The organism is Shewanella sp. MTB7 (assembly GCF_027571385.1).
GTDB lineage: Bacteria > Pseudomonadota > Gammaproteobacteria > Enterobacterales > Shewanellaceae > Shewanella.
Genome location: NZ_CP085636.1, coordinates 3,746,948 through 3,767,073 on the forward strand (window position 1 = coordinate 3,746,948; position 20,126 = coordinate 3,767,073).

Below are 20,126 nucleotides of genomic sequence, written 5' to 3' on the forward strand. Positions count from 1 at the left end.
AAGTATCTCTCAGGGTTTTGCTGAAATAACATTCTCATCATGATAAATACGTATGACAACGCCAATTTTGCAGAGGTTACAGCAAAACAGACTCGATGACTCATACCAATAATAACCAAAGTTATTAATCGTTTACCTATCAGAGCATTTAATTCAGCAACACAAATTAATACAGCACAAACCAAAGACTTACAAGCCCTTGCTATAGAAAATAACGTCCCTCTCGTAACAAATTGTGAATACAGGTTCCATAATGACATTCAGGTCAAATATATATCTAAAAACAAGATAACTAATTAATTTAAATACAAAATGACAATAGATTTGTCTAAAGAGTGAATACTCGCTGTTATATACTGTAATACAGCGTTTTTATTATCTTTGGTAAGCTTTTTCAACGTTAATAATACAGGGCTAACGAACATGGAAGTATGGAGTCTGAACCGTTTATACGACTGGTTAACTGGGAAGCAAAGAGATAACGACCTTATCAAGCAACTCAACCATGCTCTGTCTGGAGATTATTACTCTCAGGATTGGTTAATCAAACTCAGAAAGCAATGACGATGTTCCCCATTGCAGGGATAGAACAGCATATTTTATTCCCCATCAAAATTAGAATATGCTGTTAATAACAAGAGTGACATTCTAATACTTAAACACACCATAACCGACCGATACTCGCAACGTTTTACCTACATAACTCGCATTTTATAGGAGGTATGTCACTGTAAAGCTGAAAAATAAAATATCCATTTGAATTCCCTTGACACTACATTTGAAATCACTAAAATACGCGCCGTTTGCCAGAGAAGCGGTAAATCTGACCATATCAATATGGCGGGTTACAGCGCCTTTAGGCAAGCCGCACATTTTATTCATATGATGCAGGGGTAACAGATGGCAGGCGATAATAATTACAGTTTAGGGCCGGTGCCGCAATCGGCGCGTAAAGGCATTTTCTCTCTCACAATGGTGATGTTGGGATTGACCTTCTTTTCAGCAAGTATGTGGACAGGAGGCACACTCGGGGTAGGACTCTCCTTTAATGATTTTATTCTTGCTGTACTCATTGGTAATTTAATTCTCGGTATTTACACTTCATTTCTTGGTTACATCGGCGCTCAAACTGGGCTATCGACCCATCTCCTTGCACGTTACTCTTTCGGTTTAAAAGGCTCCTGGCTTCCCTCTCTTCTCCTCGGTGGTACACAAATTGGTTGGTTCGGTGTTGGTGTTGCTATGTTTGCTATACCTGTCCATAAAGCGACGGGCATAGACACTAACTTCCTCATTCTTATCTCTGGTCTACTGATGACCGCCACCGTTTACTTCGGCATTGCCGCCATCATGATCCTTTCAGCCATCGCCGTACCGGCCATCGCCCTATTTGGCGGTTTCTCAGTATTTCAAGCGGTGGACAGCATGGGAGGCATGGATAGCTTGATAGCCTTCACGCCAGAAAACCCCATGGAGTTCTCAACCGCACTGGTGTTAGTCGTCGGTTCTTTTATCTCAGCAGGCACACTGACAGCCGACTTTGTTCGATTCGGTAAGAAACCAAGAAGTGCTGTATTCGTGACTATGTTCGCCTTTTTTGTCGGCAACTCACTAATGTTTATCTTTGGTGCTGCTGGCGCTGCTGCCACTGGCCAAGCTGATATATCTGAAGTCATGATTGCACAAGGGTTGTTAATTCCAGCCATTATCATCCTAGGCTTAAATATTTGGACAACCAATGACAATGCCCTCTACGCCTCAGGCTTAGGTTTCTCCAATATTACTGGTCTGCCGAGTAAGTACCTGTCTATTTTAAACGGTGTCATCGGTACCCTTTGTGCGCTTTGGCTATATAATAACTTTGTTGGATGGCTCACCTTTTTATCCGCTGCGATCCCGCCTATAGGTGGGATAATCATCGCAGATTTCTTAAAGAATCGTGAAAAATACAAAGATTTTGCTAACGTTAAGTTCGACACCATTAACTGGGCTGCGATTCTAGGCGTAGCAATTGGTGTCGTTGCAGGTCATATGCTACCCGGTATTGTCCCACTCAATGCGGTATTCGCCGGGGCGTTCAGCTTCCTAGTCATAGATACACTGATCAAACGTAATACCAACAAAACATTTGTAAAATCAACTTGTAAAAATACAACCAATGCATAAGGAAAACACGATGCCAGCTGCAAATATGCTGATCCAAAATATTACTCTTCAAGGCAAGCAGGGCCTGCATCAGATCCTCATTGAAGATGGGAAATTTCAGGCTATTGGCTCGATGGAGGAACATTTAAATTTCAGCTCTCCAAACATATCCGCTGAGATACTTGACGGTGAAGGTGGTATGGCCATCGCTCCCTTCTGTGAACCTCATGTGCACTTAGACACCACCCAAACCGCAGGTGAGCCAAGCTGGAATATTTCGGGCACTCTGTTTGAGGGGATTGAGCGTTGGTCAGAACGTAAAGCCATGCTCTCTATCGAAGATGTGAAAAGCCGCGCTAAACAAACATTAAAATGGCAAATTGCCAACGGTATTCAACATGTTCGTACCCATGTTGATGTATCCGATCCGACTCTTATCGCACTTAAAGCCATGCTTGAAGTAAAAGAGGAGATGAAGCAGTGGGTCGACATTCAAATTGTTGCCTTCCCACAAGAGGGGATTTTATCTTACCCCAACGGTAAAGAGTTACTCGAAGAAGCGGTCAAGTTGGGTGCTGATGTGATTGGCGCTATCCCCCACTTCGAATTCACCCGTGAATACGGTGTTGAATCCCTGCATTATGTGTTCGATCTTGCCCGTAAGTATGACCGTCTTATCGATGTTCACTGTGATGAAATTGATGATGAACAATCACGCTTTGTGGAAACCGTAGCTGCGCTGGCGCATAAGTTTGATATGGGTGAGCGCGTTACTGCCAGCCATACCACTGCGATGCACTCATACAATGGCGCTTATGCATCACGCCTGTTCCGCCTGCTTAAGATGTCTGGCATAAACTTCATCGCCAACCCGCTAGTCAATATCCACCTGCAAGGTCGTTTCGATGATTACCCTAAACGCCGCGGAATAACCCGGGTCAAGGAGATGTTAGCCGCCAATATTAATGTCTGTTTTGGCCATGACGATATATTCGACCCTTGGTATCCACTGGGCACAGCGAACATGCTACAGGTACTGCACATGGGTTTGCATGTATGTCAGATCATGGGTTACGATCAGATAAACGACTCTCTTGCGCTGATTAGCAGTAAATCTGCGCGTACGCTGAATATTCAAGACCGCTATGGGATAGAGATAGGCAAGCCTGGTAGCTTAATCATCCTCCCCGCAGATAATGGTTTCGATGCCGTACGCCGTCAAGTGCCAGTTCGTTACTCAGTGCGTCACGGTAAAGTCTTAGCTGAAACTCAAATTGCGACCACGCAAATTCATTTAGCCGAAGCTGAAAGCGTCACTTTTCGTCGCTAACCGTTCCAAATAGAAACATGAAGGCCAGTAATGACTCAATCGTCATTGCTGGCCTTTTTCTTATCTATAATCCCAATCGAAATGAAAACCTTAGTTTGCGTCAAGTTTCTGTATTGATAATCTCAGCTAGAAAATCATTAGCCATGACAATTAACTTGATATAGATTAAAGAGATAACGTCAATGATACAGTGGGAGGAGAATAGAGATGGAAGTCATCATAAGACACACGGAGCCTAGCGATTTTGAGGGAGTACAATCACTGTATACTCAACCTGCATGTCACTCAGGCACTCTGCAACTCCCCTATCCATCATTATCAAACTGGCAAAGTAGACTCGCTAATTTGGGTAAAGACCACTACAACTTAGTCGCCCTTGTTGATAAGCAGATCGTTGGTCAAATCGGCATGGTGATAATGGACTCTCCGCGCCGTAAACATGTGGCAAATATAGGTATGGCGGTGAGCTACAAGCAACAAAACCTAGGAATAGGCACTCAGTTATTGAAGGCCATGATTGATCTTGCCGACAACTGGCTAGCAATAAGACGTATCGAACTTGAGGTCTACACCGACAATGATGCAGCCATTGCCCTTTATGAAAAAGCTGGTTTTGTCATGGAGGGAACAGCTAGAGACTACGCATTCAGAGATGGCAAATTTGTTGATACTTATCTGATGGCTAGATTGGCTAAATAGTGTTAAAAGGAAGGGATGATTAACATTAGATCTGCCACGAAAAATAACGTTGACAGTATTTGGGAGTTAAGAGCCAAGGCTATCAAGCAAACTTGCTTAACCCACTATCCAAAAGAGATCGTGCTCAAATGGGCAAGTTCCCCTATGCCAGCCAATTTTGAAGAGGTATTGATCCATTTAAACGCCATTGTCGCCGAAGATACAGATCCAAATAAGCCTGTCTCTCTGCTCGGTTTTGGCTTTATTGATAAAGAACGCAGCAAACTGGAATCTCTATTTGTTGACCCTCAAGCCTCTAGACGCGGCGTGGGGCGATTAATCGCAACAACTTTAGTATCAATCGCACGACAGGCTAATCTATCTCGACTTCAGCTTTCATCCACCCTTAATGCGGTAGCTTTCTATCAATCAATAGGGTTTGAAATCTTAGCTGAAACCAATTGGCAACACCCAGCAGATTTCGAGTTGGCATCAGTATCCATGGAGATACAAATAGTAGAGGAAATTAAAGATGATGATGTCTAATACCGAAAAGAACTCTTTTACTATCACTCGACTCAATACCACTCAGGGCATCATCAAAGCAACGGGCTAATGGACTTCAGCCTCTTTAACCATGACAGAAAATGAACTGCTGATATTGACTCTGGATATCATGGGCACTGATGGTTGGGTAGCTTTGGACTTAACGCAGTCGACAACCAAGGTATTACTGGATGAATTAAATGATGAGGTGTTACTTCATTTACAAACAAGATGAGTTCAACCACAGATCGAACTCATCTTGTTTATTTTTCAGAGCCTACACTGGCCCCTTTACAGATTTTCTCTTATATCGATTAGAAATAGTAGCCAAAGTTGATATTAACGCGCTTATTCACTTCGCCGTTACCCACCATTGAACCACCAATAAACGGCTGATTCTCAGCAACAACAAAATCGACATAGGTATAAAGACCACCCGCGGTGATCGCCATACCGGTGACATTCATAAAGGTATCTTCCAGATCAGCCGACTTATCGGTCACAAGCGAGTAATCATTGTAGAAAGTCAGGTTAGATATGGGTCCAATGCTCACTGGTAAACTGTAGGCTAGGTTACCAATATACGTGGTAGCTTCAGCAGGAATAGAATCATAAAAGTGATACGCACCTACGACCATCTGCTCAACATCCATACCATCAACATCATACTCATAACCTGTAACCTGTAGTTTAAGGTTCCAGCGGTTATAATTTACAACACCATGCATTGCAGCAGCGAACCGATCGCCATCTTGAGCACCCGCAATATCTAATTGACCCGACTGAACCGATGCACCAAGCTCAACAGCAACATCACTAAACGTTAAATTATGAACATAACGTGCATTGAAAGTATTAGATTCCGCCGCTTCTAAGGTAGGCGCATCATAGGTGCCCTCTCCTGTAAGACGCACACCGACTACATCATAGGCGTAACGATCACTACGATCAGAGACATAACCGTCTAAGCCGCCTAATTCATCATTTTTATAAAAGGCCAGATCTAATCGATTATCATCGGTTTTATAGGTGTAATTCAAACCCAGATCATAGTCATCTTCAAGCCCTAAGTAGAAATTGGAACTGAAAAAATAACTGTTAGATGCCCATGTCAAAATACCAAAAGGAACTTGAGTCACACCTATTTTACCCTGTTGGCTTTCATCAAAGTCATAGCCAACCCAGGCGTGATGAATCACGTTCATATACTGAAACCAGCGATACTGAGCTGAAAATAGAATGTCACCAATATTGCCGTCGACATCAATACGGAATAGATCAAAATCGAGATCTCCGCCACGATCTTTATTACTATCTGCATAATCTTCGTAACTGTATTGGAAACGAGCCGCTCCGCCGAATTCGATGGAGTTTTCCTTTTCTTCCTCTACCATGGTTTCTGATGAGATTTTTCCTGATTCTAATTGATCGATACGTGTCTTTAGAGCCAGAATTTCTTCATCTACTGAAGCTGCATTTGCGTTAGCACTTAATATCAAAGCGATACAAGAGGTTAGTAGTGTCTTACGGATCATCATTTATCCTTTTTACTTATCATTGTTTTCATTCTGTCTTTCACCATCAGTTTCATTTCTGTTGAAGCCCGACAGGACCTCCGCAAGATCTTCTCTTGAAACTAAGCCTTGCAGCGCACCATCATCATCGACAACAGGCAATGGAAAATCCGATTTCATGGTCGCAGGAATGATACTTTCTAAAGGTGCATCGGGAGATAGCGGACTCATATCCTCCACCTTGAATTCATCCATTGGGGCTTGATCATCGGATCGTGCAGCAACTTCCAATGCTTTCTCACATACCACACCTTGGAAGCCATCATCAGTCATGTAATAAGCATAATTAGCCGGAATATGTCTCATCTGTTTCAGCGCCTCACCGATAGTATCTGCAGTCAGGCGATATGCTGGTGGCTTCATTACAGTCTCCACCGTTAAGGCTCGGGGACGGTTAACATCTTTCACAAAAGCTTCAACATAGTCATCGGCGGGGTTAAGCAAAATATCAACCGGTTCACCAAGCTGGATCAACTCACCGTCTTTCAAAATCGCGATACGATCACCAATCCTCAACGCTTCATCGAGGTCGTGAGTGATAAAGATAATGGTTTTATTCAGCTCTTTTTGTAGCTCCACCAATTGATCTTGCATTTCACTGCGGATCAAAGGATCTAAAGCAGAAAAAGCCTCATCCATCAACAGGATCTCAGCATCAGTGCACAGCGCTCTCGCAAGACCGACACGTTGTTGCTGGCCACCAGAAAGTTGTGATGGATATTGCTTTTCATAACCTGCAAGACCCACTGTCTTCAGCCATTTGTTAGCTTTTGCGTTTCTGCTAGCTTTGTCTACTCCCTGTACACTAAGGCCGTAGGCAACGTTATCCTGAACATTACGATGGGGCATCAAACCAAAGCGTTGAAATACCATTGCCATCTTTTGGCGTCGAAACGTTTCCAGCTCCTTGGTATTCAATTTCATGACATCGATGCCTTCCACCAATATCTGTCCTTCGGTGGGGTCGATAAGACGGTTAAAATGGCGAATTAAGGTGGATTTACCAGAGCCAGATAGCCCCATAATCACAAAAATCTCACCCTTGTAGATATCTAGATTAATCGCTTTAAGGCCTAAGGTGTGGCCAGTTTGAGCCAAAATATCATCCTTAGATAATCCTTCTCGCACCAAAGGCATAACACTGGCTGGTTTCTTTCCAAAAACCTTGTAAAGATCCTTAATCTGAATCAAAGGTTGTTTATTTACTTCGCTAGACATTATGGCCATCCTGCAAATGTTTCTGAGTGCGTTTGGCGTAAGCCTGAGAGGCCCTGTCAAAAATGATAGCTAGCGCAACAATCGCTAAACCGTTAAAGAGACCTAAAGTAAAGTACTGGTTAGTAATAGATTTAAGTACTGGTTGCCCTAAACCTTTAACACCAATCATGGACGCGATCACCACCATTCCTAATGCCATCATAATGGTTTGATTAATGCCCGCCATAATCGTTGGCGCGGCAAGTGGCAACTGCACTCCCAGTAATCGTTGCATCTTATTGGCACCGTAGGCGGTAGCGGCTTCCAGCACCTCTTTATCAACTAAACGGATCCCGAGGTTGGTAAGACGAATAACAGGGGGAATTGCGTAGATGACAACAGCAATAACACCAGGGACTTTACCAATGCCCAGTAGCATGACAACTGGGATCAAATACACAAATGCTGGCATAGTTTGCATTACATCTAAAATAGGGGTTACCGTAGCTTGAGTACGATCACTTCGCGCCATAAATATGCCTATTGGGACCCCAAATATAATGGCTAACATGGTGCACACAGTAATAATGCTTAGGGTGCGCATCGTATCTTCCCACATGCCAAAGTAACCAATAAGTAGAAACGAAACTACAACGCTTAAAGACAACTTCCAGGAGCGGCTTGCCACATAAACTAAACCTGTAATGACCAACAGTACTGCCCACCATGGCGACTGAACTAGCAACTTTTCAAACCAAATAAGAAAATCGAGCAATGGGCTAAAAAAAAACTCTATTTCATCGCCATACTCTCGAGAAAAATCACGGAATGCACCGTCTAAATACTTGCGGATCTCCAATAGATCGACACGGTCCATTTTAGGAAATTTGCTTAGCCAAGAATCGGCCATAAATACCTCTATCGTTTTACATTTTTGTGTGGGGAAAAGCCGCGAGGTTGAGTAACCTCGCGTTATAATCTAACGTGCTTTAATTGCCTGTTTCACTTTAACAGCAACATCAGCCGCAACCCATTGCGTCCAAACATCTTCATAATTGGTCAGAAAGTATTCCGCAGCAATATCACCATCTGCTTGATTATCTTCCATCCAAGCAAGTAAGCCGCTCATCTGGGCATTGGTAAAGGCACGTTTACTAAGATAATCAAATCCTTGAACGGATTTTTTAGCGAAGTCAGAAGTGGTAACTGTTTGAACTAATGCTTTTGGATACATGGTCACTTTAGGATCAGCACATTCAGCCTGAGAGGTACAATCTTTGAAATGCTCTACATCAACATCAGTACCAAAATCCACTTTAACCATATTATATTTACCCAATACTGCCGTGGGTGCCCAATAATAACCAAACCAAGGCTTTTCTCGTTCATAAGCACGAGCAATTGAGCCTGCCAAACCTGCACCCGAACCTGGATCAATAAGATCAAATCCTGCATCACTCAATTTAAGTGCGCGATAAAGGTTTTCAGCTGAGAGCTGACATCCCCAACCCGCTGGGCAGCCATAAAAGGCTCCACGTTCAGGATCTTCTGGGTGTTTGAAAGTATTAACGTTGGCGATAACCCCTGCAATTGTCTTTAGACTTGGGTCCTTATCAACCATATATTGAGGAACCCAAAAACCCTCTTCACCACCATCAGAAAGTGACTCGCCCGCAATCACTAATCGTTTATCACTCACTGCTTTCTCAATCAGTTCTTTTACACTGTTACTCCACATTTCAGGGGCTATATCCGGCTGGCCCTTTTCAATCATTGATGTACTGGTTGGCATGGTGTCACCGGGAAGTAACTCTGCCTCACAACCAAAACCATGTTCCAAAATAAAGCGATCGACGTTAGCAATAAGTGAAGCAGAGCTCCAATTCATATCAGCGATAGTAACTTTGCCACATTGCTCATTGGCAGCGGCCTGTTGTATAAAGAGACTGCTTAGTAAGCTAACGGCTAAAGTGATGTTTTTCATAGAGCTCCCAGCTCGACGGGGTGATTATATAACCGCAAGACTACACAAATAATCATTAGTGTTCAAGTTGGTTCACCAAAGAGCAACACTGTCATATCATTCTACTGAAAATTATCTACTCGAGATTAGATGTCGATGGATAAACTGAGATTTTCAGTAAGTTTGATGCGAATATTGTCAAGCTAGATAGACGGTATTTCATTAGCGATCAATAGATATACTTATCCAACTAGCAAGAGTCACTCTAGTGTGAAATGAGTAAAAAGATTAGAGCTCGAATCATTTTAAACACCAAACTCGGTAATCTAAAATAAAAGTAACTGACTAAGTTGAAAGGAATGGCTTTCACAAGTTGCAAGCCCAAACATGTAAACTAAAACTCCTCGAACTGTTTTGCCATTCTCTCTATCTGCGCTAACGGCACACCATGACGATTACGTTTAGCACATAATGCTTGATGATCACGATTCTCCGGTGCGCCGATTAACACAAAGCGCACTTGATAGCCCAATGATCGGGCTGCGGCTTCATAAGCTATTGATTCCCATTGAGCTAAGTTAGTATTATCGCAGATAACAATTGGCTCTCGTTCAGAGAGAGCTTGAATAAAGCCCGTTAAATTTCTCTGGTGATATTCAGACAATCTTCTCGCATCGAATTGATACTGACCATTTCGATAAAAATAGTTATCGGTCGAGAAGCAGCCCGAACTTAATACCCGACTACTAATCTCAACTGGCTGAGATGCTATAAACTCATTCACCCAGTGAGATTTTCCGCTGCCGGGCAGACCGCGCATAATGACAGCTAGCCTTGCTGCTAGTTTCATGTTCTCGAGCTCTCTTGGAGAAAAATATCCGCGTTATTTTTTTCCATCAATTTGCACCTTTGAGTACTAGCTCGTCGGTGACTTCACACCTTGAACTACTGATAATTTTACCTTGAAGTATATTGTTTACTAACTCAGGTAAGATTTCACTGGCTTTACCCTGCAGATGATATTGAAATTGACTATGACGATCGGCTTTGACCAAGTTCACTTCTATGGTTTGTGCGCCATGATGATTTGCGGAGTCGACAAAACCCGCTGCGGGATAAACAGTTCCAGAAGTGCCAATAGCAATAAAGAGATCACAGCTATCAAGTGCATGCTGGATTCTATCGAGACCAATGGGCATTTCGCCAAACCAAACTACGTGAGGACGCAAACGTTGGGCGGGAATACAACAAGTACAAGTATGTTCCGGCCCAAGCGGGTTTTTTAAAATAAATGTTTGTCGTGATCGCGGACAACGACCTTTAGATAACTCTCCATGCATATGGAGCAAACGACGAGAACCAGCGCGCTCGTGTAGATCATCAATATTTTGTGTCACGACTAAAAGTTCACCATCAAACTCCTGTTCGAGTTGGGCTAATGCGCGGTGGCCTACGTTAGGTTCCACATCTCCATGATGTAACTGAGCCCAGCGTTCATTGTAAAATGTCTCAACCAATTCAGCATCTCTGGCATACCCCTCTGGAGTAGCAACATCTTCAATCTTATGTTCTTCCCAAAGGCCGTCTTGATCTCTAAACGTTCTTAAACCCGATTCAGCTGAAATTCCTGCGCCAGTTAATATCACTATTTGCCGATACATCTTCAGTCCTTTTTTATCTTTGTTATTGACATGATTAATCATTGTACCCTGACAAAAAACATGGCTAATTGGTATTGGGCGTTAGTATAATCTTAAATGGCCCCAATGGTGTTTGTTTCACCGTTTCCATAGGGTAACTGAACAAGTGGTTCGGTAAAACCCCAAATAACAATACAAAAAGTGTGTTTAATTCGCACCATATATCGTTATTATTGTCTTAATTCTGCAATTTATTTGTTTATCGCACTATAAAGCAAGATCAAAGGTTTATGTTTTCTGTTAGTGCACATATAATGAATTTCAATATACACAATTGAACCGATATTGGCTTAGGTTCTGCAATCAAGAGATAAGAAATGACAGATGGAAATCAAGCGCTAAAGAAAGCGGGTTTGAAAGTTACCTTACCACGAGTCAAGATCCTAGAACTGATGCAAGGACCAGAAAATCAACACATCAGTGCAGAAGATCTGTATAAAAGATTACTCGACATAGGTGAAGAGATAGGATTGGCAACGGTCTATCGTGTACTTAACCAATTTGATGATGCTGGAATGGTGACACGTCATCACTTTGAGAGTGGCAAAGCTGTTTTTGAACTATCAACCCAACACCACCACGATCATCTTGTTTGCCTATCTTGCGGTAAAGTCATTGAATTTTCTGACGATGTTATCGAATCTCGCCAAGATGAGATCGCAATGAAGCACAACATAAAACTAACAAACCATAGCTTATATCTTTATGGTGTTTGTACTAATGATGAGTGTAATCACGGCGAAGCATAACATCCCGTTAGATTGATTAATGGAGTTGTCTAAAAGAATCATTAAATATTAAGCCAGCTGATAGCTGGTTTTTTTATGTCATAAATTTAGCCTATACACGGTCTTCTATCCGTGCTGCTATGTCTTAACTAAAAACTTTGATTTCTCCACCTATGTAGACTCCAATAAGCCAACGCCTACACCAAGATTAAGGATACTTCATGACTGTAATGCAAATGGTATACTGGCTGATAGCCACTTTAGGAAATCTATCCGCGCTATATATATTAAAACTTGAAATGAATCTGATCTCGAGCCTTTTGCTCATGTTTACCTTAGGTTATTCAGCAATCGGTTTTTACGATATTAAATACAGCCCACACACCTTAAATCGTCTTTATCCCGTTGTCGCCTATCTACGCTACTTTTTGGAATCCTATCGCACCGAAATTCAGCAATACTTTATTGCTAATGACACAGAAGAGAAACCCTTCAATAGAGAGCAACGTTCCCTTGTTTATCAGAGAGCCAAAAACGTTCGTGATACTATTGCTTTTGGAACACAACGAGACTTAACGGAGGAGAACTATTTAAGCTTATGGCATTCACTTTCTCCACAAGAAATTAACGATGACGTTAAACGTATACGTTTTGGTGGACCAGATTGTACTCAGCCCTACAATGCCTCCTATTTGAATATTTCAGCCATGAGTTTCGGTTCACTCAGTGCAAATGCAATCGAAGCAATGAACTTAGGCGCTAAATTAGCAGGATGCTCCCATAACACCGGTGAAGGAGGAGCAAGTCCTTATCATCTTAAACATGGTGGCGATATCGTTTGGCAAATCGGTTCTGGTCTATTTGGTTGTCGAGATGATAATGGTAGCTTTAACCCTGATTCTTTTAAAGCGATGGCTACCCGCCCTCAAATCAAGATGATTGAAATAAAACTCAGTCAAGGCGCTAAGCCAGGACATGGTGGTGTACTGCCTAAAGCAAAGATAACCGAAGAGATCGCAGCTATCAGACATGTACCAATGGACAGAGACTGTGTCTCTCCGGCAGTCAACCCTGAATGCACAACACCGATTGCTTTGCTCAACTTTGTAAAAAGGTTAAGGGAATTAAGTGGCGGAAAACCAGTAGGCTTTAAACTCTGTATCGGTAACCCAGCAGAATTTTTGAGCATATGTAAGGCTATGTTAATAACAGGAATAACGCCTGACTTTATTACTGTTGATGGCGCAGAAGGAGGCACTGGAGCTGCACCCGTTGAGTTCACAAACCGCTTAGGTATGGTGTGTTTGGAAGGTGTTTATTTCGTCCACAACGCACTAGTCGGTGTCGGTTTAAGAGACAAGATCCGCATTATTGCATCAGGTAAAACGGCCTCCAGTTTCGATCTACTTTCCAAGATAGCCATGGGCGCCGATACAGTTAACGCCGCACGAACCATGATGATGGCACTTGGCTGTATTCAATCACGTCACTGTAACACTAATCACTGTCCAACCGGGATAGCGACTCAAGATCCAGCTCGTTCAAAAGCCTTAAATATTCATGATAAGAGCTTGAGGGTTAAGAATTTTCACCATAATACCTTAAAGAGTTTCTATGAGCTGGTAAGCAGTATGGGGTTAACAGATCCAGCCCATCTGACTCCTCAGATGATAAAGCGCCGCTCTCCTTACGGATTATTGATGTCGACAGGTAGCTTGATTAAGCCATTAGAAACAGATTCATTAATTGAAAATAAGTGTGACGATGCTTGGTCAAATTGGTGGGAGTCATGCAGTGCTGAACAGTTTTACGTTGAAGATCGCTATATTCTAAGGCCAGCTGAATTTAGCGCTTCAGTGAAGTGAAGCTGAACAAGATAAATACCAATTGGTATAATATAATATGTTACAGAAACAAAAAAGGCGCATAGGCGCCTTTTTCAAACGGGTAAGTGGATTACCAACCCGTTCTAGTACGTAGAGCTTTACCAATGTCGGCAAGTGAACGAACGGTTGTTACGCCGGCAGCTTCTAATGCTGCAAACTTATCTTCAGCTGTCCCTTTACCGCCAGCGATAATCGCACCAGCATGACCCATACGCTTACCTTCAGGTGCAGTAACACCGGCAATATACGAAACAACTGGCTTAGTTACGTTAGCTTTGATGTAAGCAGCCGCTTCTTCTTCAGCTGTACCACCAATTTCACCAATCATTACGATGGCTTCGGTTTGTGGATCGTTTTGGAACATCTCCAATACGTCGATGAAGTTAGTGCCTGGAATTGGATCACCACCAATACCAACACATGTAGACTGACCAAAACCTTCATCAGTAGTCTGCTTAACCGCTTCATACGTCAATGTACCAGAGCGAGAAACAATACCGACTTTACCCGGCTTATGGATGTGGCCAGGCATGATACCAATCTTACACTCACCAGGCGTGATAACACCTGGGCAGTTAGGACCAATCATGCGCACGCCAGTCTCTTCAAGCTTAACTTTAACCTGAAGCATATCTAAAGTTGGGATACCTTCAGTAATACAAACGATAAGCTCAATACCAGCGTCAATCGCTTCAAGAATCGCATCTTTACAGAAAGGTGCTGGTACATAGATAACTGATGCTGTTGCACCAGTTTCAGCCACTGCGTCTTTAACAGTATTGAATACTGGCAGACCTAAATGAACCTGACCGCCTTTTCCTGGGGAAACGCCACCGACCATCTTAGTACCGTAATCGATAGCTTGCTCAGAGTGGAAAGTACCTTGTCCACCAGTAAACCCCTGACAGATAACTTTAGTATCTTTATTGATTAAGACAGACATTATTTGCCCTCCGCAGCTTTAACAACTTGCTCAGCTGCGTCTGTTAGACTTGTAGCTGCGATGATATCTAGACCAGAATTTGCCAATACTTCACGGCCAAGTTCAGCATTAGTACCTTCAAGACGAACGACAACAGGTACGGTTACACCTACCTCTTTAACAGCACCGATAATACCTTCAGCGATCATGTCACAACGAACGATCCCACCGAAAATGTTAACGAGAACAGCTTTAACATTGTCATCTGACAAGATGATCTTAAATGCTTCAGCAACACGTTCTTTCGTCGCCCCGCCGCCTACATCTAAGAAGTTAGCTGGCTTGCCGCCATGTAGATTAACGATATCCATTGTGCCCATAGCTAGGCCTGCACCGTTAACCATACAGCCAACGTTTCCATCGAGTGCAACATAGTTCAATTCGAACTTAGCAGCATGCGCTTCACGCGCGTCATCTTGTGATGGGTCGTGCATTTCACGGATTTTAGGTTGACGGTAAAGTGCATTGCCATCGATGCCAATCTTGCCATCTAGACAGTGAATGTTGCCGTCTGTCGTGATCACAAGTGGGTTGATTTCAAGTAGCGCGAAATCGTGATCTTCAAACATTTTAGCTAAACCCATGAAGACTTTAGTGAACTGCTTCATTTGAGTTGGGTTTAGACCCAACTTGAAGCCAAGATCACGAGCCTGATAAGGCTGAGGACCCGTTAGCGGATCAATAATAGCTTTATGGATCAACTCTGGCGTTTCTTCAGCCACAGTTTCAATATCAACACCACCTTCGGTAGATGCCATAAATACAACGCGACGTGAAGCACGATCAATAACTGCGCCTAAATATAACTCATTAGCGATATCTGTACAGCTTTCAACTAAAATCTTAGCAACGGGCTGGCCTTTTTCATCTGTTTGGTAAGTAACAAGATTCTTACCTAACCAATGTTCAGCAAATGCCCTAATTTCGTTTTTATCGCCAGTAACTTTAACGCCACCTGCTTTACCACGGCCGCCTGCGTGTACTTGACACTTAACAACCCACATATCACCGCCAATATGGCCTGCTGCTTCAACGGCTTCTTGAGCCGTATCACATGCAAAACCTTCTGACACTGGTAAACCATATTCGGCAAATAAAGATTTCGCCTGATACTCATGCAAATTCATGATGATCTATCCGTATACTTCTTATCAAATTCAACCGACCTCTATTGGGTCAGTAGCGAGGGTATCTACCAGTGATCTCTCCTGAAATCACCGGTAAGCTGTCACTGCTAATTATAGGTCAAGCAGTAGACGAGTTGGATCTTCGAGGAAGTCCTTAATGGCAACCAAGTAGCCAACTGATTCACGACCATCGATAATACGGTGATCGTAAGATAGTGCTAGGTACATCATAGGCAAGATTTCAACCTGCCCATTGACTGCCATTGGGCGGTCCTTGATGGCATGCATGCCAAGGATTGCGCTTTGCGGCAGGTTAAGAATGGGGGTAGACATGAGCGAGCCAAATACACCACCGTTAGTAACAGTAAAATTACCACCGGTCATATCTTCAACGGTCAGCTTACCGTCACGGCCTTTGAGCGCTAATTCACGAATATTACGCTCGATGTCCGCAAGACTCATGGTATCTGTATCACGAAGAACTGGAGTCACTAGACCACGAGGCGTTGATACTGCGATGCTGATATCAAAGTAGTTGTGGTACACAATCTCATCACCGTCAATAGACGCATTGACTTCAGGGAAACGCTTTAATGCTTCAGTAACAGCCTTAATGTAGAAAGACATAAAGCCTAAACGAATGCCATGACGCTTCTCAAATACCTCTTGATACTGCTTACGAATGTCCATGATTGGCTTCATGTTAACTTCATTAAACGTAGTCAACATGGCGGTAGAATTTTTAGCTTCAAGCAAACGATTAGCAATCGTTTTACGCAAGCGTGACATAGGAACACGTTTCTGACCGCGTTCAGCTAACGGCGCTACAGCTATGGGAACTGGAGCTGACGACTTGCTCTTCACGAAAGCTTCAACATCTTCTTTCGTAATACGGCCACCAGCACCAGTGCCTTTAACTTGGCCAGCATCAATACTGTGCTCGCCGAGTAAACGACGAACTGATGGACTAAGTGCATCAGTTGAGTCATCTGCGGCTTCTGGTACACTTGCTTCAGCTTCAGCTTTCGTCACTTCTTGACCTGCTACTGCACCGGCGGTAAACATCGCGATAACAGCTTCACCAAGAACGGTATCACCTTCATTCGCTAAGAATGAAGCAATAGAACCATCTTCCGGAGCAACAACTTCAAGAACAACTTTGTCAGTTTCAATATCAACCAGATTTTGATCACGTGTAACGTGTTCACCAGGTTGAACGTGCCAAGTAGCAATAGTTGCATCAGCAACAGATTCTGGTAGTACGGGTACCTTAATTTCGATACTCATGAGGAGCTATCCTTTTTATTGTCTATTACTACAGTTTTAATGCGCTTTTAATCAAAGATTCTTGCTCTTTAGCATGCAGTGATGGATAACCACAAGCTGGTGCAGCTGACGCTTCACGACCGGCATAGGTTAACTGTGCACCCGCTGGAATTGAAGTCCAGAAGTGGTGCTGGCTGCAATACCAAGCGCCTTGGTTTTGAGGTTCTTCCTGACACCAAACAAAATCTTTAACATGTTGATATTCTGATAACATTGTTTCTATGTCTTCGTGTGGGAACGGGTATAACTGCTCCAAACGAATCAAGGCAACATTAGTGACATTTTCTTTGCGTCGCTTCTCAAGCAATTCGAAATACACTTTGCCACTACAGAATACTACTCGGTCAACTTTACTGCTGTCTAAGTTATCTGTTTCAGGAATAACATTCTGGAATGTTCCCTGAGCAAGCTCTTCCATTGACGATACCGCTAACGGGTGGCGCAACAGAGACTTAGGAGACATAACAACCAATGGACGACGCATAGGTCTGACGACCTGACGACGTAACATATGATAAACCTGCGCCGGTGTTGAAGGAACACACACCTGCATATTATGGTTTGCACAAAGTTGTAAGAAGCGTTCTAATCGTGCACTCGAGTGCTCTGGTCCCTGACCTTCATAACCGTGAGGCAATAACATAGTCAAACCACACAGACGGCCCCACTTTTGCTCACCCGAAGATAAGAACTGATCAATAACCACTTGAGCACAGTTAGCAAAATCGCCAAATTGCGCTTCCCAAAGCGTTAATCCGCCAGGCTCTGCTGTCGCGTAACCATATTCAAACGCTAATACTGAAGCTTCTGACAAAACAGAATCAGTAATATCGATTGGACCTTGATCTTCAGAAATATTACGCAAAGGCAGATAAGCTGTCGCATCGTTTTGATTATGCAGAACCGCATGGCGATGGAAGAAGGTTCCACGACCAGAATCTTGACCTGTGATACGAATACGTTTCTTATCTTCAACAATCGAGGCATAGGCTAATGTTTCAGCAAACCCCCAATCAAGAGGCTTTTCACCGCTAGCCATCAAGGCCCGGTCTTTATAGATTTTAGCGACACGAGACTGAAGTTTATGATTTTCAGGAACATAACTAATCTTTTCAGCTAAGTTATTGATACGTTCCATCGACATTTGGCCATCATATGGATCATCCCACTCCTTGTTGATATAAGGAGACCAATCAACAGAGTTCAATGTCATTGGACGCCACTCTTCAACCACGCAGTCACCGTGATCAAGTGCATCTCGATAATCATTAATCATCGAAGTTACTTCATCTGCCGCTAACGTGTTTTCAGCAATCAACCTATCGGCATAGATCTTACGTGGTGTTGGGTGTTTCTTGATTTGGGCATACATCAAAGGCTGGGTTGCACTTGGCTCATCGGCTTCGTTATGGCCATGACGACGGTAACAAACCAGATCGATAACCACATCACGTTTAAACTCATTACGGTAATCAACAGCAAGTTGAGAGACAAAAGCCACAGCTTCTGGATCATCAGCATTCACGTGGAAAATAGGTGCCTGTACCATCTTCGCAATATCGGTACAATACTCCGTTGAACGCACATCTTCGGTTGCAGAAGTAGTAAAGCCAACTTGATTATTAATCACAATTCTGATGCTACCGCCCACGGTGAAACCGCGTGTCTGAGACATATTAAATGTCTCTTGAACGATACCTTGACCTGTAATAGCGGAATCACCATGAAGAGTAATAGGCAATACTTGCAAGCCAGAATCACAACCACGACGATCTTGACGAGCACGAACTGACCCCATCACTACTGGATTAACAATCTCAAGATGAGATGGGTTAAAAGCCAATGCTAGATGAATGTTGCCACCAGGTGTTTGAAAATCAGATGAGAAACCTTGGTGATATTTAACGTCACCAGAACCGTTAAGTTCATCACTGTGTTTACCCGCAAACTCGTCAAATAACTCAGATGGTTTTTTTCCCAAAATGTTGACAAGTAAGTTTAAGCGACCACGGTGAGCCATGCCCACAACGACCTCTTTAGTCCCGGCTTCGCCTGCGCGGTACAAGATCTCACGCATCATAGGAACTAACGCATCACCACCTTCCAGTGAGAAACGTTTCGCACCAGGAAACTTAGCACCTAGGTACTTTTCAATACCCTCAGCAGCGTTTAAGCCGACTAAGATTCTGATTTTAGCGAGTTTATCGTAATTAGCTCTACCTAAAGAAGGTTCTAGCCTTTGCTGTATCCAGCGTTTTTCATCGGTATCTGTGATGTGCATGTATTCAGAGCCAATTGAACCACAGTAAGTGGCCTTCAAGGCTTTAATAAGATCACCAAGCTGCATCGTGTCACCACTATGAGCAAATGAACCTGTATTGAATTCACGCTGCATATCTTCGCTAGTTAAACCATGGAAGGCAGGGTCCAGTTCAGAGACTTGATCACGTTTCCACAGTCCCAGAGGATCTAAATTAGCATTCTGGTGGCCACGAAAACGATGAGCATTGATCATCTGTAGGACTTTAACTTGCTTAGCATCAACCTCAGGATCCGTCACTCGGGCTGAGCCCTTTTGACGTCCTTCTAACGCTAAACTACGAAAATAATCACGTATTTTTGAGTGGGCAGCTTCCGGAACATCTTTCGATGCACCGTTTGCGTAAGGGAGGTTATCAAACACCACTTGCCAATCTGTTGCAACAGATTGAGGGTCTTCTTGATAGGCTTCATACATCTCTTCTACATAGGTCGAATTTGCACCACTTAGGTGTGATGATTCGAGCCAGGCTTTCATGATGCCTTGGTGCATTTCTATTCCTTTCAAACTTTATACACGAATTTAGCCAAGTCTTAGATATGTATTCTTTGTAATAAAACAAGGAGTACACAATCGCTGCTATCCCGAGAAATGAATATTTTCATCATTTCACGACAAATTGTA

General features: G+C 43.0%; 17 protein-coding genes. 7 read left to right on the forward strand and 10 right to left on the reverse strand.

The features are described from left to right. Positions 1-900: 900 nt before the first annotated feature. The 5 genes from codB to HWQ47_RS16170 all read left to right on the forward strand — a co-directional run bounded on the left by codB (position 901) and on the right by HWQ47_RS16170 (position 4,934). Entirely contained in the window at positions 901-2,166 is a 1,266-nt protein-coding gene (gene codB, locus HWQ47_RS16150; protein WP_269967089.1) for a cytosine permease, read from the forward strand. A gap of 10 nt (positions 2,167-2,176) precedes the next feature. After that, positions 2,177-3,475 (forward strand): cytosine deaminase, encoded by a 1,299-nt coding sequence (locus HWQ47_RS16155; protein WP_269967090.1) that lies wholly within the window; start codon positions 2,177-2,179, stop codon positions 3,473-3,475. A gap of 207 nt (positions 3,476-3,682) precedes the next feature. Beyond that, complete coding sequence (locus HWQ47_RS16160) at positions 3,683-4,174, forward strand: GNAT family N-acetyltransferase (RefSeq protein ID WP_269967091.1); 492 nt, start codon at positions 3,683-3,685, stop codon at positions 4,172-4,174. A gap of 15 nt (positions 4,175-4,189) precedes the next feature. Further along, a complete protein-coding gene (locus HWQ47_RS16165; protein ID WP_269967092.1) occupies positions 4,190-4,699 on the forward strand; it encodes a GNAT family N-acetyltransferase in 510 nt (169 codons plus the stop codon). Between the two features lie 91 nt (positions 4,700-4,790). After that, the gene (locus HWQ47_RS16170) at positions 4,791-4,934 is read left to right on the forward strand and encodes a hypothetical protein (protein WP_269967093.1); all 144 of its coding nucleotides are present in this window, start codon (positions 4,791-4,793) and stop codon (positions 4,932-4,934) included. A gap of 79 nt (positions 4,935-5,013) precedes the next feature. Here the strand turns inward: HWQ47_RS16170 and HWQ47_RS16175 are convergent, their stop codons facing one another. The 6 genes from HWQ47_RS16175 to cobB form a co-directional block, all read right to left on the reverse strand. Further along, positions 5,014-6,234 (reverse strand): carbohydrate porin, encoded by a 1,221-nt coding sequence (locus HWQ47_RS16175; RefSeq protein WP_269971769.1) that lies wholly within the window; start codon positions 6,232-6,234, stop codon positions 5,014-5,016. A 12-nt stretch (positions 6,235-6,246) separates the two neighbouring features. Beyond that, on the reverse strand, positions 6,247-7,491 hold the full coding sequence (locus HWQ47_RS16180) for a quaternary amine ABC transporter ATP-binding protein (protein WP_269967094.1): 1,245 nt from the start codon (positions 7,489-7,491) through the stop codon (positions 6,247-6,249). Next, on the reverse strand, positions 7,484-8,380 hold the full coding sequence (locus tag HWQ47_RS16185) for an ABC transporter permease (RefSeq protein WP_269967095.1): 897 nt from the start codon (positions 8,378-8,380) through the stop codon (positions 7,484-7,486). Before HWQ47_RS16185 ends, HWQ47_RS16180 begins: the two co-directional genes overlap by 8 nt. 69 nt (positions 8,381-8,449) lie before the next feature. Beyond that, positions 8,450-9,454 carry an ABC transporter substrate-binding protein gene (locus tag HWQ47_RS16190; protein WP_269967096.1) on the reverse strand — a complete coding sequence of 335 codons (1,005 nt, stop codon included), beginning with the start codon at positions 9,452-9,454 and terminating at the stop codon, positions 8,450-8,452. A 373-nt stretch (positions 9,455-9,827) separates the two neighbouring features. Beyond that, positions 9,828-10,283: an ATP-binding protein gene (locus HWQ47_RS16195; protein WP_269967097.1), complete on the reverse strand. Its 456-nt coding sequence runs from the start codon at positions 10,281-10,283 to the stop codon at positions 9,828-9,830. A 46-nt stretch (positions 10,284-10,329) separates the two neighbouring features. Then, entirely contained in the window at positions 10,330-11,094 is a 765-nt protein-coding gene (cobB, locus tag HWQ47_RS16200; RefSeq protein WP_269967098.1) for a Sir2 family NAD+-dependent deacetylase, read from the reverse strand. Positions 11,095-11,450: 356 nt separating this feature from the next. Here cobB and fur point away from each other — a divergent pair, with 356 nt between their 5' ends. Next, the gene (gene fur / locus HWQ47_RS16205; protein WP_269967099.1) at positions 11,451-11,882 is read left to right on the forward strand and encodes a ferric iron uptake transcriptional regulator; all 432 of its coding nucleotides are present in this window, start codon (positions 11,451-11,453) and stop codon (positions 11,880-11,882) included. A gap of 200 nt (positions 11,883-12,082) precedes the next feature. Beyond that, positions 12,083-13,726: an FMN-binding glutamate synthase family protein gene (locus HWQ47_RS16210; protein WP_269967100.1), complete on the forward strand. Its 1,644-nt coding sequence runs from the start codon at positions 12,083-12,085 to the stop codon at positions 13,724-13,726. Between the two features lie 91 nt (positions 13,727-13,817). Here HWQ47_RS16210 and sucD read toward each other — a convergent pair whose 3' ends face one another. From sucD to sucA, 4 genes are all read right to left on the reverse strand, one after another. Then, entirely contained in the window at positions 13,818-14,690 is an 873-nt protein-coding gene (gene sucD / locus HWQ47_RS16215; RefSeq protein ID WP_269967101.1) for a succinate--CoA ligase subunit alpha, read from the reverse strand. Continuing rightward, entirely contained in the window at positions 14,690-15,856 is a 1,167-nt protein-coding gene (sucC, locus tag HWQ47_RS16220) for an ADP-forming succinate--CoA ligase subunit beta (RefSeq protein ID WP_269967102.1), read from the reverse strand. The genes sucD and sucC overlap by 1 nt, the downstream gene beginning before the upstream one ends. A 111-nt stretch (positions 15,857-15,967) precedes the next feature. Further along, positions 15,968-17,143: a 2-oxoglutarate dehydrogenase complex dihydrolipoyllysine-residue succinyltransferase gene (gene odhB, locus HWQ47_RS16225; protein WP_269967103.1), complete on the reverse strand. Its 1,176-nt coding sequence runs from the start codon at positions 17,141-17,143 to the stop codon at positions 15,968-15,970. 28 nt (positions 17,144-17,171) lie between these two features. Continuing rightward, positions 17,172-19,994, reverse strand: a complete 2,823-nt coding sequence (sucA, locus tag HWQ47_RS16230; RefSeq protein WP_269967104.1) for a 2-oxoglutarate dehydrogenase E1 component — start codon at positions 19,992-19,994, stop codon at positions 17,172-17,174. Positions 19,995-20,126 lie beyond the last annotated feature (132 nt).

Bases quoted from the DNA above. Each gene is read 5' to 3' on its own strand.
- codB (WP_269967089.1), top strand. From the start codon at position 901: ATGGCAGGCGATAATAATTACAGTTTAGGGCCGGTGCCGCAATCGGCG.
- HWQ47_RS16155 (WP_269967090.1), top strand. From the start codon at position 2,177: ATGCCAGCTGCAAATATGCTGATCCAAAATATTACTCTTCAAGGCAAG.
- HWQ47_RS16160 (WP_269967091.1), top strand. From the start codon at position 3,683: ATGGAAGTCATCATAAGACACACGGAGCCTAGCGATTTTGAGGGAGTA.
- HWQ47_RS16165 (WP_269967092.1), top strand. From the start codon at position 4,190: ATGATTAACATTAGATCTGCCACGAAAAATAACGTTGACAGTATTTGG.
- HWQ47_RS16170 (WP_269967093.1), top strand. From the start codon at position 4,791: ATGACAGAAAATGAACTGCTGATATTGACTCTGGATATCATGGGCACT.
- HWQ47_RS16175 (WP_269971769.1), bottom strand. From the start codon at position 6,234: ATGATCCGTAAGACACTACTAACCTCTTGTATCGCTTTGATATTAAGT.
- HWQ47_RS16180 (WP_269967094.1), bottom strand. From the start codon at position 7,491: ATGTCTAGCGAAGTAAATAAACAACCTTTGATTCAGATTAAGGATCTT.
- HWQ47_RS16185 (WP_269967095.1), bottom strand. From the start codon at position 8,380: ATGGCCGATTCTTGGCTAAGCAAATTTCCTAAAATGGACCGTGTCGAT.
- HWQ47_RS16190 (WP_269967096.1), bottom strand. From the start codon at position 9,454: ATGAAAAACATCACTTTAGCCGTTAGCTTACTAAGCAGTCTCTTTATA.
- HWQ47_RS16195 (WP_269967097.1), bottom strand. From the start codon at position 10,283: ATGAAACTAGCAGCAAGGCTAGCTGTCATTATGCGCGGTCTGCCCGGC.
- cobB (WP_269967098.1), bottom strand. From the start codon at position 11,094: ATGTATCGGCAAATAGTGATATTAACTGGCGCAGGAATTTCAGCTGAA.
- fur (WP_269967099.1), top strand. From the start codon at position 11,451: ATGACAGATGGAAATCAAGCGCTAAAGAAAGCGGGTTTGAAAGTTACC.
- HWQ47_RS16210 (WP_269967100.1), top strand. From the start codon at position 12,083: ATGACTGTAATGCAAATGGTATACTGGCTGATAGCCACTTTAGGAAAT.
- sucD (WP_269967101.1), bottom strand. From the start codon at position 14,690: ATGTCTGTCTTAATCAATAAAGATACTAAAGTTATCTGTCAGGGGTTT.
- sucC (WP_269967102.1), bottom strand. From the start codon at position 15,856: ATGAATTTGCATGAGTATCAGGCGAAATCTTTATTTGCCGAATATGGT.
- odhB (WP_269967103.1), bottom strand. From the start codon at position 17,143: ATGAGTATCGAAATTAAGGTACCCGTACTACCAGAATCTGTTGCTGAT.
- sucA (WP_269967104.1), bottom strand. From the start codon at position 19,994: ATGCACCAAGGCATCATGAAAGCCTGGCTCGAATCATCACACCTAAGT.